The sequence below is a fragment of the Pseudomonas gebzensis genome, assembly GCF_034427815.1.
In the GTDB taxonomy this organism is placed as follows: Bacteria; Pseudomonadota; Gammaproteobacteria; order Pseudomonadales; family Pseudomonadaceae; genus Aquipseudomonas.
The window spans coordinates 344,164-362,763 of the sequence record NZ_JAXQNS010000002.1 but is presented as its reverse complement, the minus strand read 5'-3'; the positions used below and the strand labels follow the sequence as shown (position 1 = coordinate 362,763).

The window sequence follows — 18,600 nt, the reverse complement described above, 5'->3', positions numbered from 1 at the left end:
TTTCCTCCAGCAGTGAAAGGGTCAGAAGTCTTTGCGCACTTGCAGGCCGAAATAACGCTCGTCGTCGCGCGGCACCACGCGGGTGGTACTGGCCCCGGACGACAGCACTGGTGAATAGGACTTGTCGGCCAGGTTCTTGCCGATCACGGCCACGCGCCAACCGGCGTCATAGTCGGCCAGCGCCACGGTCGCGCCCCACAGGCCGAACGCGCCCTGCTGGGTGTTGGGGTTCTGGTCGAGGCTGTATTGCACCTCGCCCTGCCAGCTGTAATCGGTGCCCAGCTCGAGGTCCCAGCCGTTGTCCAGCGCGATGGTGTAGTCAGCGCGCAGGTAGCTTTTCCAGTCCGGGGTGAAGGGCAACGGCTTGCCGTTGATGTTGCAGCTGCTGGCCGCGCCCGCCGGGCAGCCGAAGTCATCGATGCGGGCGCGGGTGTAGGCCAGCGCACCGGAGAGTTTCAATTGCTCGGTGGCCTGCAGCGCGTAGTCGAGCTCCACCCCTTCGCTGGTGACGGTGCCGGCGTTGATCAGGCGGGTCACTACGGAGGTGCCGACCACATCGAAGAAGTTGGCCTGGTAGTTGTCGTAGGTGGAATGGAATACCGCGAGGTTTGCCGTCAGGCGGTTGTTCCAGAGACTGCTTTTGAGCCCCAGTTCATAGGTGTCGGAGGTTTCCGGGTCGAGCGGGTCCAGATCCAGCGCCTGCATGTTGAAGTAGACGTTGTAGGCCGGGCCCTTGTAGCCGCGCGAGTAGGTGGCGTAGGTGGTGAGCTGGTCGTTGATGTCGTACTGCAGGCCAATGCGCCCTGACCCGCCGTTGTCACGGTGCGAGCCGCTGCTGGCGAACGACGGGCGGACCGAGTTGACCGCAAGCGCCGAGGTGGACACGCGGCGGTGGTCGTACTCGATCTCATCCAGGGTCCAGCGCAGGCCGAAGATGGCGCGCAGGTCGTCACGGAAATTCAGGGTCGTCTCGCCAAACACCGCGTAGCTGTCGTTGGTCGCGCTGTAGTCGGCGCGGCCGCTGTCGCGCACCGAACCGTTCACCGACAGGCGCCGGTAGGTTTCTTCGGATTTGCCATGGAACAGGTAGGTGCCGAGCACGTACTCGGCGAACTGGCCCTTGGGCGAGGTCAGGCGAAACTCCTGGCTGAACTGGTCGTAGTCGACATCGCCCTTGTCGTGCACGGCACTGACGGGGAGCGCTGCGGTGAAGTCGTTGTCTTGGTATTGAGTGTTGTCCCAGCCGCGCCAGGCGCTGATCGAGGTCAGGGTGAAGTCGGCCAGCGACCAGTCGGCCTGCAGCGACAGGCCGCGGTTGGTGTCTTGCACGTGGGTTCTGTAGTCACTGCTGATCTTGCGGTTGTCAGACCCTGGAACGACTGGCGCGATGGCGCCTGCGATGGCGGCACTGGGCGTGACCAGTACCGAAGGCGTGTCGTTTTCGCCGTCGCTGTAGTCGCCGATCAGGGTGAATTTCAGGTCTTCCTGAGGCTGGAACTGCAACTTGCCGCGCACGCCTTTGCGCTCGTAGCCGTTGGTATCGTGGCCGTTGACCACGTTCTTGACGTTGCCCTCATACTCGCCGAACGAGGTCGTCAGCGAGCCCTTGAGGGTCTCGTTGAGGCGCCCGCCGAGGCCCAGGCGCACGCGGTTTTCGTTGCCTGCGCCGAAGTGTGAATAGTCGACAAAACCGTGGGTGGCGTCTTCAGGCTCACGGGTGATCACGTTGAGCACCCCGGCCGAGGCGTTCTTGCCAAACAAGGTGCCCTGGGGGCCGCGCAGCACTTCGATGCGGTCGACATCCAGCAGGTCCAGCGTCGACTGGCCCGGGCGGGCGTACACCACGCCGTCGATCACCGTCGCCACACTGGGCTCCACCCCTGGCGAGGTGGAGATGGTGCCGATGCCGCGCACGAACAGCGAGCTGTCCTTGTTGGAAGCGCTGCTGCGGTAATTGAGCGTCGGCACTTGCTGCACGATGGCAGCCACGTTGTTACGGTTTTCGCGTTCGAGCTGCTCGCCATCGACCACGGTGACCGCCACCGGCACCTGCTGCAGCGATTCCTCGCGTCGGGTGGCGGTCACGGTCACCGCCTTGAGCGTCGGCGTGGCCTGGGCTGTAGTGTCTGCTGGCGGCTCGGCGCTCTGGGCATAAGCGCCGGGCAGGTACAACAGCCCCAGGAGCGCCCCCCGGTGCAGGGTGCTGGTGATTGGCTTCATGGTTCGGATCCCCTGATTCTCTAATGGCAGCCGCTGAAGCACTCGCCGACGCTCCAGGCGTACGGTCGGTGTTGGGGCTTCCCGGGATCGGGTCAGGTCTTCAACGGGCAGGTCGCAAGTGCGATGACGGTCTTGGCCGTCGAGTCGATGTTTTAACAGCGGGTGTTGCGGGCTGTACAAGGCGAAAAATGCATGGCGGCCATGCGCATCAGGTCTGCTGCCTGAGCTTGCGTGCCATTGCCGAAGAGGCAGCCACGGCGCGCGGGGCCTGTTCACACGCAGCGCAAGGCGATCATCGCGGGGTCGCACATAGCCGAAATGACCGACCGCATGTGAAGCGCCATATGGTTATAAATAATCGGTATTTAAAATCGAAAAGTTATCAGAGTACCGTTCATCGACCCGTTCAGCGCGCGGGTGTAGCTCGCAATGTCTGCGCTGTGAAACGTCTTTCCCGCATCAGCGCCATTCCCCGCGAGACTCGCCATGGACCTGCACCAACTCAGACACTTTCTGGCGCTCGCCGAGCACGGCAACTTCACCCGCGCCGCCCAGGCGAGCTTCATCACCCAATCGGCCTTCAGCCGCAGCATCCAGAGCCTGGAGCACAACCTCGGTTGCCAGTTGGTGGAGCGTGGCGTAGGCGGGCGCGGCTTTACTCTGACAGCTCAGGGCCAAGCACTGCGTGGACGTGCCCGCGACATCATCGAGGCGATGAAAGTGCTGCGGCACGACATCCTCACTGGCGACCACGCGCCCGCCCCGCTCCTGAGCCTGGGCTGCGGCCCGGCACCCGCAGCGCGGCTGGTGCCTGCAGCACTCGCCGAGTTCATCGACCGCCACCGCGACACGCGCATCGATCTGCGGGTCGACGCGCCGGACATCCTCAAGGGCTACCTGGACGCCGGCGAGATCGAATTCCTGATCGCCGACCTGCGCCACATCCGCGCCGACCAGGGCTACATCACCCAGGCCCTGCGCCCTCGTCGCTTTCAGCTGTTCTGCCGCCGGCATCACCCGCTGCACACGGGCCAGGACCGCTCATTCAACGCATTGGCCGACTACCCGCTGGCCTGCTCGTCGCTGCCCACCGAGCTGCAGGCACTGCTGGCCGAGCGCGCAGGCCGTCAGGCACTGCCGATCAACCTGCAGTGCAAGCACACCGATGTGCTGGTGCAGATGGTGACCGGCTCCGACCTGATCGGCATTGCCACCGAAGATGTGGTGTCGCAGTGGGTGGCGCAAGGCACTGTCGAGCGCCTGAGCTTCGTCGATGCGCCGCAGGGGCTGCTGATCGGCGGCACGTGTTTTGGGGTGGTGTATCGGGTTGACCAGCGCTTGTCGGTGCGCGCTGTGGAGGCCATCGAAACCATCGCCCGGGTGGATGCCAGCTATGTGGCGACGGATCTGGGGATGACGCAGCGGTTTGCACTGGCGATTTGAGGCAGTTGGGGTATGCGCGCGCTGGCCGCGTGTGCCTCTGGGTCAGCCATGCCTCACACCGCGTTCAGCATCGGCGCACTGGATCAAGCATGTCTGTCATCCCCTGCCTACACCGCATGTCCGTTGACGAGGCAAGGTTGCTGATCGCGGTCTTTGCAGTGAAAAAAAAGCCCCGGCATCACTGCCGGGGCTTGCTCATTTCAACTCACCTTCAAGACGGCACCACCACCGCCTGCCCGCTCATGGCGAGATCGACCAGTTCACGGTTCGCCACCGCATACATCGCGTAGTCATGCCCGGTCGCGTTGCGCAGGTCATCCAGCATGGCGCGCCAGCGCTCGGCCATCACACGGTGCTGCTCGATCCACAGGGCCACGCGGGCGTCCATGTCTTGCGGGGCATCGGTCATTTGCAGCACGGAGATGGTGATCGCGCGTTGCTGCAGGTCGATGTCGTCGCGGAACGCTTCGCGGGCCAGCGCCTGCCAGTTGTTTTCCACCGGCAGGTTGCTGATTTCCTGCAGGTACCAGGTCAGGTCCAGCGCGCTGCCCACGGCGAAGAACGCCTTGGCCACTTGCGCCGGCTCGTGGCCAGTCACATCGGAGGCTTCGATGATCGGCAGCAAGGTGTACAGGTGCGAAGTGCCGGCCACCATGCGTGCCAGCAGCTCCGGCACTCCGGCGTCGACATAGCCCTGGTAGCGGACCGTCCAACGCTCGCGGGTCGGGCCTTCGAGCAGTTCGTCGAGTTTCAGACCCAGCTGGGCGATCTTCGGCCCGAAGTGGGCGGCGTCACGGCCAGCGTCCTGTTCGTTGCGGCGGCTGCGCAGGAACCAGCGCGTCGCGCGGCGGCCCAGACGCATCAACTCGTCCATCAGGGTCAGCTGGGTCTCGGCCGGGACTTGATAGTCCAGTGCTTCGATCTGACGGAACCAGTGCGGCAGGTGGAAGATGTCACGCACGATCACATAGGCACCGGCCACATTGGCCGCGCTCATGCCGGTGGACTCTTTCAGGCGCTGAACGAAGGTGATGCCCATGTTGTTGACCAGATCGTTGGCGATCTGGGTGCTGACGATCTCGCGCTTGAGGCGGTGACGACGCATGGAATCGGCGAACTTGCTCACCAAGGATGGCGGGAAGGCAGTTTCCATGTCGCGGGTCAGGTACTCGTCGTCCGGCACTTCGGACTTGAGCAACTGCTCCTTGAGGTCGATCTTGCTGTACGAAATCAGCACCGACAGCTCGGCGCGGGTCAGGCCAAGGCCTGCGGCCAGACGCTCCGCCAGTTGCTCTTCGGACGGCAGGAACTCGATGGCGCGGTCCAGCTTGCCACGCGATTCCAGGTCGGCCATCAGGCGCTTGTATTCGGCAATGCGCTCGCGCACGCGGCGCGCGGCCAGGGACAGTGCCTGGGTCTGCTTGTAGTTGTTGCCCAGCACCAGGTTGCCGACCTCGTCGGTCATGCTGCCGAGCAACTGGTTGCGCTGTTTCTCGGTCATGTCGCCACCCTGCACCACTTCGTTGAGCAGGATCTTGATGTTGACCTCGTGGTCCGAGCAGTCCACGCCACCGGCGTTGTCGATGAAGTCGGTGTTGGTGGCGCCGCCATTGAGGCCGAACTCGACCCGACCCAGCTGGGTCATGCCGAGGTTGCCGCCCTCGCCCACCACCTTGCAGCGCAGCTCGTCGCCGTTCACCCGCAGGGCGTCGTTGGCCTTGTCGCCGACATCGGCGTGGCTTTCGCTGCTGGCCTTCACATAGGTGCCGATGCCGCCGTTCCACAGCAGGTCGACCGGTGCCTTGAGCAGTGCGTTGAGCAGCTCGGTCGGGGTCAGACGATCGGCGCTGATCGCGAAGCGTTCTTTCATCTGTGCGCTGATGGCGATGCTCTTGGCGCTGCGCGGGAAGATACCGCCGCCTTCGGACATGAGGCTGGTGTCGTAGTCGGTCCAGGCCGAACGCGGCAGCTCGAACAAACGCTTGCGCTCGGCGAAGCTGCTGGCGGTTTCAGGGTTCGGATCGATGAAGATGTGCAGGTGGTTGAAGGCCGCGACCAGCTGCAGTTTGTCAGACATCAACAAGCCGTTGCCGAACACGTCGCCGGCCATGTCGCCCACGCCGATCACGGTGATCGGGTCTTCCTGCACATTGATGCCGCGCTCGCGGAAGTGGCGCTGTACGCCGACCCAGGCGCCACGGGCGGTGATGCCCATCTTCTTGTGGTCGTAGCCCGCCGAGCCACCGGAGGCGAAGGCATCGCCCAGCCAGAAGTCGTAGTCGATGGCAATGCCGTTGGCGATGTCGGAGAAGGTCGCGGTGCCTTTGTCGGCCGCCACCACCAGGTACGGATCGTCTTCATCGTGACGCACGACGTTGGAAGGTGGCACCACGCCGCCGTCTTTGAGGTTGTCGGTGATGTCGAGCAGGCCGCTGATGAACAGGCGGTAGCAAGCGATGCCCTCGGCGGCGATCTCGTCACGGCTGCCGCCCAGCGGCAGGCGACGCGGCAGGAAGCCGCCCTTGGCGCCGACCGGCACGATCACCGAGTTCTTCACCTGCTGCGCCTTGACCAGGCCCAGCACTTCGGTGCGGTAGTCTTCCTCGCGATCCGACCAGCGCAGGCCGCCACGGGCGACCTTGCCGAAGCGCAGGTGCACGCCTTCGACGCGCGGCGAGTAAACGAAGATTTCGAACTTGGGCACCGGCTTGGGCAGCTCGGGGATCAGCTTGGGGTTGAACTTGAAGCTGAAGTAGGACTTCGCCTGGCCGTTGCCGTCGGGCTGGTAGAAGTTGGTGCGCAGAGTGGCCTTGATCAGGTCCAGGTAGCGCCGCAGGATGCGGTCCTCGTTGAGCACCTGGACATCGTCCAGGGCGGTGAGGATGGCCTGCTCCAGGCGCTGCTGCTTGTCGTCCAGGTCATCCTGGGTGAGCTTGCGCGCCAGATAGAAGCGGGTCTTGAACAGGCGAGTCAGCTCGCGGGCGATGTCGGTGTGGTTGTTCAGCGTGCTGGCGATGTAGCCCAGGTCGAAGCCCAGGCGGATCTGCTTGAGGTAGCGGGCATAAGCGCGCAGCAGGGCCACGTCGCGCCATGGCAGGCCGGCGGTGAGCACCAGGCGGTTGAACGCATCGTTCTCGGCGTCGCCGCCGACAATGTGGATGAAGGCGTCCTGCAGCGTTTCGTTGAGCTGCTCCAGGTCCAGGCTCAAGCCTTCGCTGTAGGTAAAGGCGAAATCGTGAATCCAGTATTCGCGCCCTTTGGCGTGGCGCAGGCGGTAGGGGAATTCACCCAGCACGCGCAGGCCCAGGTTTTCCAGAATCGGCAGGACGTCAGACAGCGCCAGCGGCGTGTCGGCGTGGTACAGCTTGCAGTGCAGGATGCGCTCACCGACCTGGGTCAGCGGCTGGTAGAAGCTCATCGCCAGCGGGCGCTGGTCATTCAGGGCCACCACGTGCTGCAGGTCGACCACCGCCGAGTGCGGGGCGAAGCGCTCGCGGTAACCGGCCGGGAAGCCTTTGGGGAAGTCGGCGAGCACATTGGTGCCTTGGGCTTCGCCGAAGTTCTCGACCACCAGGGCTGAATAATCGTCCTGCCACGAACGGCAGGCCTGGATCACTTCCTTTTCCAGTTGCTGCGGGTCGATGTCGATGCGGTTTTTCGGGTCGACCCGCAGAATCAGTTGCACACGTGCCAGCACCGATTCGGAGAAGAAGGTCCAGAACTCGCAGTCGCTGGCCTTGAGGCGCTCCATGAGCACCTGCTCGATCTTCTGCCGCACTTCGGTGGAGTAGATCTCGCGGGGCACGTAGGCCAGGCAGTAGCAGAAGCGGCCGTACGGGTCTTTGCGCAGGAACACACGGATCTTGTTGCGTTCCTGGATCTGCACGATCGACATGACGGTGTTGAACAGCTCGTCGATCGGGGTCTGGAACAGGTCGTCGCGCGGCAGCACTTCCAGTACCTGGGTCAGTTCCTTGCCCAGGTGCGCCTTGGCGTCGAAGCCGGAGCGGCGTTCCACCTCGGCCACCTTGACCCGCAGGTATGGGATGGCATGCACGTTTTCGCCATACACCGAAGAGGTGTACAGGCCCATGAAGCGGCATTCCTTGATGACCTTGCCGTCGGCGTCGAGCTGGCGAATCGACACGTAGTCAGGGTAGGCCGGGCGGTGCACGCGGCTGGGCAGCGCGGCCTTGGCGAACGACAGCAGCAGCGGCTCGTTGAGGTAGGCCTCGGCGTAGTCTTCGATGCGCAGCTCTTCGGCGCTCAGGCCGACGCGCAGGCGGGTCGGCAGGCCGAGGAAGGACTGCTCGTCATAGTTGATGCGCCCGCCTTCGCCGTCGTGGGTGACGGTGAATTCTTCATAGCCCAGGAAGGTGAAGTGGTTGTCCAGCAGCCACTCGAGGAACGCGGCGACCTCGCTCTTTTCGTTCTGCACCGGGGCGTAGGGGCTCTGCTCGACCAGCGCGACGACCTCGCGCAGACGCGCTTTCATCGGCTCGAAATCGGCCACCGCCACGCGCACTTCGGCCAGCACCTGCTCGATCTCGCGGCTCAGCACGCTCAGCTCGGAGGCGTTGGCGCAGCGGTCGATTTCCAGGTACATCAGCGATTCGTGCTGCACGCCCTCGCCCTGGCTGCCCTTGGGCAGCAGTTCGAGCAACTCGCCCTTGGCGCCGCGGCGGGTGCTGAGCACGGTGGTCTGCAGGGTGTGGATGCTGTAGCCGTGGCGGTTCAGCTCGGTGCGCACCGAGTCGACCAGGAACGGCAGGTCATGGTGCAGCACCTCGACCACGGTGTGCGTCGACTGCCAGCCGTTGCGCTCGTAGTCAGGGTTGTAGACCCGCACTTGCGGGGTTTGAGCATCGAAGCGCTCGACGATGCGCCAGGCAGACAGGGTGCAGCCGACCAGGTCGGAGAGCCGACGCTGGGTGAGTTCGTCCAGGGAAATGATGCCGAAGAACTGCTCGGCGAACAGGGCGACCTGGGGCAAGGTCTGTTCGCTGATGTGCTGCGCCAGGGCCGATCGTAATTGCTGCTGGAAATCGGCCTTGCTGGCTGCGGTGAAAAACGCCATCTGTGTGGTACTCCGCGTTGGCTCTTTGATCATAGGGAAGCGTTGCGTGCGCGCTCCGGTCGCATCAACCATAGTCATCAACCATGGACATGAGGCCAGTGGAGCGCGAAAAACCAGGCGTTGAGCCTGCGTTGCAGGCTCAGCGTGTGATGGGTATCTGCAAAAGCGACTGTGGGGTAACACTGTGCCTTTACGGGTAACCATCGACTGGGCAGCTTAACGACTGGCCGGTCAGACGGCTTCCGGTGCTGCGACATATTCGGTCAAGGTGAGGCAATATGTCGCAATGCTGAGACATTTCCCCCTGGCAAAATTCCTTTTCATTCATTCCATGAGCCCGCCATGCACCTGAAGACAGCGCAATTCCTCGCCACCCCGTGCGATGACGAAGAAGACAACATGGCGACGCTGTGCTGCTTCGCCAGCAACGGCCAGATGTTTCTGCTGACCCGCTACCCCGACGAAGACACCCTCGACCTGACCCTGGATGACGCGCCCTCCACACTCGACGGCCTGACCGTGACGGTCAGCCCGACCCGCCTGGTCCTGAAGGTGGCGGCTGGGGATCGCGATGCACTCAAGGGCGATGAACAGCTGGAGATCGAACATGCCACGCCGGCGAGTGACCTGGCCGAAGTGATCGAAACCTTGCGCAATCTGCTGGAGGGCACCGGCGAGTTGATCGTTGAGGTCTGAGGAGGCTACGAAAGACTGCAAGGCGGCCAGAGGGTCGCCATCCGGTAATCTTCCTAGTGGGTGTTGCCTGAGTCAGGCCGGCTGCGCCGGCCATCGCGGCAATAGCCGCTCCAGCAGGACGGTGTGAAGCTCAGCTGATACGCCCGTGCAGCGAGCTCCCTCGCAACAGACGCGCAAGCCGGCCCAACAGCGGCGCTGCCGGCCGGCTTGAGGGCGCCGCGGACCTCCTTGAGCACACGGGGTTGCGGTCATGGGGGCTGGGTTGCAGCCCCCATCCAGACCTCCACGATCAATCCGAGCAGACCCGTTGCAGCTCCCCAGGCCCCTGTGAACTCCAAGCACTACGCCAACCCTTGTAGGCGCGAGGGGAACGCCTGGTTCTTGCTCGCGAAGGGCGGCAACGCCGCCCCACTCCAGACAGCCCCCCGAAGGGCCGACCACCGCGCTTAGACCTGCCCCTTCAACCCTCCAGCACATCACGATGCACTTGCCTCACCCCATCGGCAGTCGGCCGGTTGATGAAGACCCCGTCCAACACACTCTCCCGCCATGCACTCACCGCATTCCAATGCGCCGAGGTGTGGATGTAGCGCGCGTGCAGCAGCGCCATCTGCGCGGCATCGAGCCCCGGATCGTCGCGACAGCCCAGGGCGTAGTCATGCAGGCGGGCGCTGATCTCGAGCAGGTCGGCCGGCAGCGCCAGCAGGGGCGCCGGGAGCGGCGCGAACGGCACGCCCTGGACCACCGCGAGTTCACGCAAGATGCTCAGGTACACGCGCGACAAGTCTCCCCACACCTCGCGCTCGCGGCACGGCGCGGCGTAGACCTGCTTGTACGGCGCCTCTCGGCGCGCGTGATGGTCGCGGCTCAGCACCTCCCAGGTTCGCACCAGCGTCCCGGCGCGCTGGACCTGCGGCAAGGCCTCCAGCGCCTGGGTCGCGGCCTGGTAGGCCGCAGTGTCGCCTGCCGCCATGGCCACACTCACCCGGCTGGAAAACGGCTTGCTCAGCAATACCGCCTCCATCATGCGCGGCAGATAGCCGCCGCCGATATCGGCATGCGCCCCCGGCAGCACGAGGTCATGCCCGCTGGCGATCAGCGGAAAATTGTGCCGCCGCTCGTCAGCGGCGACCAACTGCACCACCTGCCGGGCCAGGCCCTCCGCCAGCCCCAGGCGCAAACCGCCCAGCCCAGCAGAACCTGAGCCATGGCCCGAGGTGAAGGGGTCGAAAATCGCCGCTACAGTGTCGTACAGGCCGATGAAGTTGATCGTCACGCCGTCTTTGAGCGACGCCTGCCAGGGCGAGGTGTCGCCCACCTCAACCAGCAGCACATTGGCGAAGTGCCTGGCGGCCGCCGCGCCTCGGCTGAAGCCGAACAGATCGAACTCGACCCCCGCCAGCGCCTGCTGGGGGTGCTCGCTCGGCCAGCGCCGCACCTGCTCGGCGACCTCTACCAGAGCCTGCCGCACCCGCGCCTCGACGCCGGTGGCGCCGGCGCCGCTGGCCTGATCGAGGCGTGCATCGGGCTGACCGGCACGGGTGCCAACCCCTTCGAAATACAACGGCCGGTAGTGCCGCGGCCTCTGTGGATCGGGGCCGTTCGGGTAAAGCCGGTGCAGCAGCGCTACATTGCTCAAGGCGTTGGCATAACTGCCGCCGCCTCCCGTCGCCACGCCGGCGTCGGTCACGGCATTGGCCTGGTTATTTGCGGTGCCATCGAAAAACACGCCAAAGCGCAGGGTAACGGACGGGGTAAGGTGGGGTATCTGGGTCATGGCGCAAGCCTCTGGCTGATGGGATTGCCAGCAGAGGCCAGATCGCTCGGTGTGTGGGATCAGCAAAGTCAGCCGCCAATGCGGGACATTTCGCCATTTCACAAAGGAAGTTGGTGAAAAATAGGCGCGTGGCCATTAGTCGGCGCACCTGCGGATGGATTAAAGTATCAGCCCCTGCCGGTACGGATGTGCCACATCCGCCCCGGCGCCTCTCCAGGAACCGCCTCCGATGGACCACCGCGACGCGTTGATCGCGCTACGCACTTTCCTCTCCACCCAGATCCTGGGTCAGGAGCGGCTGATCGATCGCCTGCTGATCGTCCTGCTGGCCGACGGTCACATGCTGGTCGAGGGTGCTCCAGGCCTGGCCAAGACCCGTGCCATCAAAGAGCTGGCCGAAGGCGTCGAGGCGCAGTTCCATCGCATCCAGTTCACCCCCGACCTGCTGCCGGCCGATATCACCGGCACGGAAATCTATCGTCCGGAAACTGGCAGCTTCGTCTTCCAGCAAGGGCCGATCTTCCACAACCTGGTGCTGGCCGATGAAATCAACCGCGCGCCCGCCAAGGTGCAGTCGGCGCTGCTCGAAGCCATGGCCGAGCGCCAGGTCAGCGTCGGGCGCAGCACGTATGACCTGTCGCCGCTGTTTCTGGTGATGGCCACGCAGAACCCGATCGAGCAGGAGGGCACCTATCCCCTGCCCGAAGCCCAGCTCGACCGCTTTCTGATGCACGTCAAGATCGGCTTCCCCGACGCCGCCGTGGAGCGGCGCATTCTTCAGCAGGCCCGGGGCGAGGCGCTGGGCGGGGAAACCAAGCCCGAGCGCCAGGTCAGCCAGCAGGCGATTTTCGCCGCGCGCAAGGAAATTCTCGGCCTGTACATGGCCGATGCCGTGGAGGAGTACCTGGTGCAACTGGTGATGGCCACGCGCACCCCGGCCAAGTTCGACAGCGAACTGGCCGACTGGATCGCCTACGGCGCCAGCCCGCGCGGCTCGATTGCCCTGGACCGCTGCGCGCGGGCCCACGCCTGGCTGGCCGGGCGCGAGTTCGTCAGCCCCGAGGACATCCAGGCGGTGCTGTTCGACGTGCTGCGCCACCGCGTCATCCTGTCGTTCGAGGCCGAGGCGGCGGGGGTCGATCAGGACCGCGTGGTCCAGCGTATCCTCGACGTCGTCGCCGTCGCCTGACCCCATGCCCACACCCCACACGGCCGAACCCGGCATCCGCATCGGCCTGAGCGATCTGATCGACATGCGCCACCGGGTGCGCGAGGTCCAGCTGTTTTCGCGGCCCGGCCAACGCAGCCCGCTGGTGGGCCTGCACCCTTCCAAGCTGCGCGGGCGCGGGGTGGATTTCGACCAGGTGCGCGTGTACCAGGCTGGCGACGATGTGCGCAACATCGACTGGCGCGTCACCGCGCGCACTCAAGAGCCGCACACCAAGCTGTTCCATGAGGAGCGCGAGCGGCCGATCTACATCCTCATCGAGCAGAGCCAGCGGCTGTTCTTCGGCTCCGGGCTGCTGTTCAAATCGGTGCTCGCCGCCCAGGCCGCGGCGCTGTTCGGCTGGGCCGCCCTCGACCACAACGATCGCATCGGCGGCCTGGTCTTCGGCGACGGCGAGCCCCACGAAATCAAGCCCCGGCGCAGCAAGCAGAGCCTGCTGCAACTGCTCAACCGCCTGGCGCGGGTCAACCAGCTGCTGCACACCGACGCCACGCCGCAGCCCGACAGCCTGGGCTTGGCCCTGCGCCGCGCGCGCGAGGTCCTGCGCCCTGGCAGCCTGGCCATTGTGGTCTGTGATGAGCGGGCGCTGAGCGAGCAGGCCGAGCAGCACCTGTCGATGCTCTCGCGCCACTGCGACCTGCTGCTGATGCCGGTGTCCGACCCGCTCGACCACGCCCTGCCCGCCGCCGGCCTGCTGCGCTTCGCCCAGCGCGGCGCGCAGCTTGAGCTCGACACGCTCGACGCCAGCCTGCGCCAGGCCTATCACCAGCAGGCCCAAGCACGGATCGAACGCTGGGAGGTGCTGACGCAGAAACTGCGCGTGGTGTTGATGCCGCTGACCACCCGCAGTGACCTGATCGAGCAACTGCGCGAACACCTCAGCGCGCAACGCCCGGGGCACAACCGATGAACCCGCTGGACGGCTTGCAGCCGTTGATCGCACCGCCCGCCATCGGCCTGTGGCCGCCGGCCCCCGGCTGGTGGTTTTTACTGGTCGCGGTGCTGGCGCTGGCCTGGACTGCCTGGCGCATGCGCCACTGGCGGCCCAAACGCGCGCCGGTCAAGGTGATCGAATCCGACATCGACCCGGTGCGCAGCGCCGCTCTGGCCGAGCTCGCGCGCCTGCCGCGGCCCTACGACGGTGCGCCTGCCGGCGCCTGGCTGCAGCAGATCAACGCCCTGCTCAAGCGCCTGTGCCGCAACCACTATCCCGGCGCCAACAGCCACACCCTCAATGGCCGGCAATGGCTGGCCTTTCTCGACAACCGCTGCCCGGCCGCCGGGTTGACCCGCTGGATGGTGCTGGTCGAAGGCGCCTACAAGCCCGAGTGCAAACTCGATGACAAAGCCATCGCCGGGCTCAGCCAGGCGGTGGACACCTGGATTCGCAAACATGTTTGAGCTGGCCTGGCCGTGGTTGCTGCTGCTCGCGCCGCTGCCGTGGCTGCTGCGTCTGTTGCTGCCGCCCGCTGACAGCGGCGAGCCGGTGCTCAAGGTAGGCTTTCTGCCCGAGCTTGAAGCCCTGGCCGGGCGCCGCGCGCGGCTGAACCTGCCGACCTGGCGCCAGCAGGCGCCGTTCGTAGTGATCTGGCTGCTGCTGCTGTTCGCCGCCGCCCGCCCGCAATGGCTGGGCGAACCGGTGCCGGTGGCGGCCAGCGGTCGCGACCTGCTGGTGGCGGTGGATGTCTCGGGCTCGATGGACTTCCCCGACATGCCGTGGAAAGGCGAAGACATCAGCCGCCTGGATTTGGTCAAGGCGTTGCTCGGTGATTTCCTGCAAGCACGCAAGGGCGACCGCGTGGGCCTGATCCTGTTCGGCAGCGAAGCCTACCTACAGGCGCCGCTGACCTTCGACCGGCGCACCGTGCGCACCTTCCTCGACGACGCGCTGATCGGCATCGCCGGCAAGAACACCGCCATCGGCGACGCCATCGGCCTGGCAGTCAAGCGCCTGCGCGAGCGCCCAGCCAACAGCCGTGTGCTGATCCTGATCACCGACGGCGCCAACAACGGCGGGCAGATTCATCCGCTGACCGCCGCGCGCTTGGCGGCCCAGGAGGGCGTGCGCATCTACACCATCGGCATTGGCGCCAACCCGGAAGCGACCGGCACGCCCGGCCTGCTCGGGCTCAACCCGAGCCTGGACCTGGACGAAGCCTCACTCAAGGAAATCGCCGAGCTGACCCACGGCAGCTACTTCCGCGCGCACAACGGTGCGGAACTGGCCGACATCGGCGACACCCTGGATGAGCTGGAACCGGTGGCCCAGCAACCGACCCAAGCCCGCGCCGCCGAGGCGCTGTATGCCTGGCCGTTGGCCCTGGCGCTGCTGCTCAGTGTGCTGCTGGTGTGCGCCGCGCTCTGGCCCGACAACCGGCTGCAACGGCAACTGCGCAAACCGCGCTTCCTGCAGCCGCACCCGCAGTGGCAGCAACGGCTCAAACGCCTGCGCCTGAGGAAACGCCGATGACCGAGCTCTGGCCCTACTGGCTGCGCCCGCTCTGGTTGCTGGCCTTGCCGCTGCTTGGCTGGCTGCTGCTCAAGCTCTGGCGCCGACGCCAGCGCGCCGGGCGCTGGCAGATGATCTTGCCGGTGCAGTTTCATGCCACGCTGCTCGGCGGCGGCAGCGGCAGTAACCGCAAGCTGGCCTGGATCGCCTTGGGCGTGGCCTGGCTGCTGGTGCTGCTGGCCTTGCTCGGGCCCAGTTGGCAGCGCGTCGAGCACACCCATCAGCGCCCCGCCGACCCGCTGGTGATTCTGCTCGAGCTTACCCCTGCGATGCTCGCCGAAGACAGCGCGCCGAACCGCCTGGAACAGGCGCGGCGCAAGATCCTCGACCTGCTCGAACAGCGCCGCGACAGCCAGACCGCGCTGATCGTCTACGCCGGCAGCGCACACACGCTGGTGCCGCTGTCCGACGACCTGGCCACCACGCGCAACCTGCTCGAAGCCCTCGACCCCTCGCTCATGCCGCAGCCTGGCCAGCGCGCCGACCTTGCCGTGCGCAAGGCCCTCGGGCTGCTGGCGCAAAGTGACCTGGGCCAAGGTCGCTTGCTGCTGGTCGGCTCGTCCCTGAGCGAGCATGAACGCAGCGCCATTGAGCGCGCCCTCGGGCGCCATGGGCCGAGCCTGCTGATGCTCGGCATCGGCAGCAGCGAAGGCGCCCCGGTCCGCCAGGCCAACGGTGAGTACCTCAAGGATGAGCACGGCGCGATCCTGCTGCCGCGCCTGGACAGCCCTAGCCTCAAACGCTTCATCAACGACACCGGCGGGCGCTATCGCCACGCCCGTCTCGATGACCTCGACCTGCGCGGCCTGGGCCTGTTCGACAACCCGCTGCGCCTGCGCAGCGACGGCCAGACCGTGCAGCTCGACAGTTGGCTGGACCAAGGTTACTGGCTGCTGCTGCCGCTGCTGTTGCTGGCAGCCTGTGCAGGGCGGCGGGGCTGGCTGTTCTGCCTGCCACTACTATTGGCCCTGCCGCAGCCAAGCCAGGCCTTCGAGCTGCGCGACCTGTGGCTGCGCCCTGACCAACAAGGCCGGCAATTGCTTGAGCAGCATCAGCCCGCGCAGGCGGCGCGGCGTTTCGCAGACCCGCAATGGCGGGGCATGGCGCTGTACCAGGCCGGGGACTTCGAGGGCGCCGCCAAGGCATTTGCCGAAAGCGACAGCGCCGAGGCTCATTACAATCGTGGCAACGCGCTGGCAGCCAGTGGCGAGCTGGACGCGGCGCTGGACGCCTATGAGCAAGCCCTCGACCGGCAGAGCGATCTGCAGCCGGCCCTGGCCAATCAGGCGCTGGTCGAAGAAGCGTTGGCCCAACGCACCGCTGGCGCCCAGGCTCAACCCAATGCCGGTGGCGATGCTGAAGGCGCACCCGGCAGTGACAGCGATGGCGACAGCGGCTCTGCTGGCACGCCGTTGCCAGACGGCCCGGGCAACGAAGCACGGCCAGGTGAGGCCCAACCGGGCCAGCGCAAGCCTAGCGGCCAGGCACCCGGCGCCAATGCCAGCGGTCAGGACGAGGATTTGCCCAATGCCCCTGCCCGCCCGGGGGCTGGCAATCTGGATGCCGAGCAGCGCCAGGCCCTGGAGCAATGGCTGCGCGAAATCCCCGACAACCCCGCGCAGCTGCTGCGGCGCAAATTCTGGTATGAACAGCAATTGCATCAGGAAAAAACACCATGAGCCGCGTCGGCGTCTTTCTACTGAGCCTGCTCTGGGCACTGTTGGCCCAGGCCGAGCCAACCCTGCAGGCCAGCGTCGACCGCACCCGTGTGGAAGCCGGGGAAACCGTGGAACTGATCCTCGAAAGCCAGGACGTCACCCAGTTCGGCAAACCCGACCTGTCGAGCCTGGATGCCGACTTCGACGTACGCGGCACACGTCAGCTCAACAGCCTGCACACCCTCGACGGCGAAACCCGGGCCAGCACCCGCTGGATCGTCTCCCTGCTGCCCAAGCGCAGCGGCAGCCTGAGCATCCCGGCCCTGCAACTGGGCCAGTCGCACAGCCAGCCCATCGAGCTGCAAGTGCTGCAGGCCGACGCCTCTCGCCCCGGCAACGCGTCCCAGGTGTTCATCGAAACCACCCTCGATGCCAGTGAGGTGTACGTGCAGGCTCAGGCCGTGCTGACCGTGCGCATCTACCACTCGGTGCCGCTGTACGACGACAGCAGCCTCAGCCCGGTGCAGGCAGACGGCATCAAGGTCGAGGCGCTGGGTGAATCGCGCACCTACGAGAAAGACATCAACGGCGTGCGCCATGGCGTGATCGAAACGCGCTACGCCCTGTACCCGCAGCAAAGCGGTGTATTGGCGGTGCCCGGCCTGACCTTTACCGCCACGGCCGCCGATGACGCCAGCCCTGGCAGCACACGCGGCGGGCGCCAGGTGCAGGTCGCCTCGACCGCCTTGACCCTCACCGCCAAGGCCATGCCGGCGGGTTATCCGAAAAACGTGCCCTGGCTGCCGGCGCGCAACCTCAGCCTGGATGAGCACTGGAACCCCGACCCTGCCCAGCAGCCCACGCAAATTGGCGACTCACTGACCCGCAGCATCACCCTGCGCGCCGAAGGGTTGTCGAGCACACAATTGCCGCCGCTGCCCGCCACCGAGCTCGACGGCCTGCGCCGCTATCCCGATCAAGCGCTGCTGCGCAACGATGTCAGCGAGCGCGGCATGACCGCCAACCGCGAAGAGCGCGAAGCACTGGTGCCGGTGCGCAGCGGCCCGTTGGCCCTGCCCAGCGTCGAGGTGACGTGGTGGAACACCCGCGAAGATCACCTGGAAACCAGCACCCTGCCCGCGCGCAGCCTGCAGGTGCAGGCCAATCCGGCGCTGGAGAGCGAGACCCCCGGCGGTGACCCACGGGCGGGCATTGGTCGGCTGTGGCCATGGCAGCTGGCCACGCTGCTACTGGCCCTGAGCACCGCGCTGGGCTTCACCCTCTGGTGGCGTGCACGTTCGCGGCCGGCGGTGCTGAAGGTGGCGCCGAGCGGGCCGAGCCCGCGCACGCTGCTGGATGACCTGAAGCGGGCGTGCCAGGCCAACGATTCCCACGCCACGCGCCAGGCGCTGGATGCCTGGGCGCGGCAGCAGCCAGAGACGCTGGCGGAGATGGCAGCGCGCTTCGTGCCGTTGTCGGAGGCACTGGATGCGCTTAACGGCGCGCTGTATAGCGAGAGTGGCCAGTATTGGCAGGGAGCGGATTTGTGGCGAGCGATTGGGGATATTCCGCAGGGTGAGGCCATCGAGGCACTGAGTACTGGAGAGGGTGGCCTCCCGCCCCTCTATCCCAAGTAAGCGTGGTGCCGTAAACGCCAACCGCCTGTCACCTACCCACGGTCATGCCCAAGGCGCTGCGCAAGCAAATGCGGCCTTGGAGGAGCGACTTCAGTCGCGAGAGGCTGCAGAGCAGCCCCAATGGCTGCGATCGCGGATTATCGGCAGGTCATGCGTTGCATCAGTCAGGGCGGCTGGGCCGCGCCAGGGCTGCGACCGTTCTTACACACTATCGCGGGGGTCTGGATGAGGCCGGCTGCGCCGAAATGCTCACGTATTTGAGTACGCTCCGCTTTCTCCCCTGTTTTCGCCTTGCCTGAGCTTCGTCTCAAGACTTTACATGCAGACCCTAGGTCAGCAGCCATGCTGACCTGAC

11 protein-coding genes are annotated in these 18,600 nt (G+C 65.8%); 8 read left to right on the top strand and 3 right to left on the bottom strand.

Annotation, left to right across the window (positions count from 1 at the left end):
• Positions 1–21: 21 nt before the first annotated feature.
• Positions 22–2,220: a TonB-dependent receptor gene (locus SJI00_RS05715; protein ID WP_322460762.1), complete on the bottom strand. Its 2,199-nt coding sequence runs from the start codon at positions 2,218–2,220 to the stop codon at positions 22–24.
• Positions 2,221–2,706: 486 nt separating this feature from the next.
• Between SJI00_RS05715 and SJI00_RS05710 the strand changes: the two genes are divergently transcribed.
• Positions 2,707–3,663 carry a LysR family transcriptional regulator gene (locus SJI00_RS05710; protein WP_322460761.1) on the top strand — a complete coding sequence of 319 codons (957 nt, stop codon included), beginning with the start codon at positions 2,707–2,709 and terminating at the stop codon, positions 3,661–3,663.
• 211 nt (positions 3,664–3,874) lie between these two features.
• Here the strand turns inward: SJI00_RS05710 and SJI00_RS05705 are convergent, their stop codons facing one another.
• Positions 3,875–8,740 carry an NAD-glutamate dehydrogenase gene (locus SJI00_RS05705; protein WP_322460760.1) on the bottom strand — a complete coding sequence of 1,622 codons (4,866 nt, stop codon included), beginning with the start codon at positions 8,738–8,740 and terminating at the stop codon, positions 3,875–3,877.
• Between the two features lie 342 nt (positions 8,741–9,082).
• Between SJI00_RS05705 and SJI00_RS05700 the strand changes: the two genes are divergently transcribed.
• On the top strand, positions 9,083–9,436 hold the full coding sequence (locus SJI00_RS05700; protein WP_322460759.1) for a hypothetical protein: 354 nt from the start codon (positions 9,083–9,085) through the stop codon (positions 9,434–9,436).
• A gap of 460 nt (positions 9,437–9,896) precedes the next feature.
• On the opposite strand, the gene SJI00_RS05695 is transcribed toward SJI00_RS05700, so the two are convergent.
• Positions 9,897–11,213 (bottom strand): T6SS phospholipase effector Tle1-like catalytic domain-containing protein, encoded by a 1,317-nt coding sequence (locus tag SJI00_RS05695; protein ID WP_322460758.1) that lies wholly within the window; start codon positions 11,211–11,213, stop codon positions 9,897–9,899.
• A 229-nt stretch (positions 11,214–11,442) separates the two neighbouring features.
• On the opposite strand from SJI00_RS05695, the gene SJI00_RS05690 reads away from it, so the two are divergent.
• From SJI00_RS05690 to SJI00_RS05665, 6 genes are read left to right on the top strand one after another with little or no spacing between them, the layout of a single operon-like run.
• Positions 11,443–12,402, top strand: a complete 960-nt coding sequence (locus SJI00_RS05690) for an AAA family ATPase (protein WP_322460757.1) — start codon at positions 11,443–11,445, stop codon at positions 12,400–12,402.
• A 4-nt stretch (positions 12,403–12,406) separates the two neighbouring features.
• Positions 12,407–13,351 carry a DUF58 domain-containing protein gene (locus SJI00_RS05685; RefSeq protein WP_322460756.1) on the top strand — a complete coding sequence of 315 codons (945 nt, stop codon included), beginning with the start codon at positions 12,407–12,409 and terminating at the stop codon, positions 13,349–13,351.
• On the top strand, positions 13,348–13,842 hold the full coding sequence (locus SJI00_RS05680) for a DUF4381 domain-containing protein (protein ID WP_322460755.1): 495 nt from the start codon (positions 13,348–13,350) through the stop codon (positions 13,840–13,842). The genes SJI00_RS05685 and SJI00_RS05680 overlap by 4 nt, the downstream gene beginning before the upstream one ends.
• Entirely contained in the window at positions 13,835–14,911 is a 1,077-nt protein-coding gene (locus tag SJI00_RS05675) for a vWA domain-containing protein (protein WP_322460754.1), read from the top strand. The genes SJI00_RS05680 and SJI00_RS05675 overlap by 8 nt, the downstream gene beginning before the upstream one ends.
• Positions 14,908–16,629: a VWA domain-containing protein gene (locus SJI00_RS05670; protein WP_322460753.1), complete on the top strand. Its 1,722-nt coding sequence runs from the start codon at positions 14,908–14,910 to the stop codon at positions 16,627–16,629. Before SJI00_RS05675 ends, SJI00_RS05670 begins: the two co-directional genes overlap by 4 nt.
• On the top strand, positions 16,626–18,245 hold the full coding sequence (locus SJI00_RS05665) for a BatD family protein (protein ID WP_322460752.1): 1,620 nt from the start codon (positions 16,626–16,628) through the stop codon (positions 18,243–18,245). Before SJI00_RS05670 ends, SJI00_RS05665 begins: the two co-directional genes overlap by 4 nt.
• Positions 18,246–18,600 lie beyond the last annotated feature (355 nt).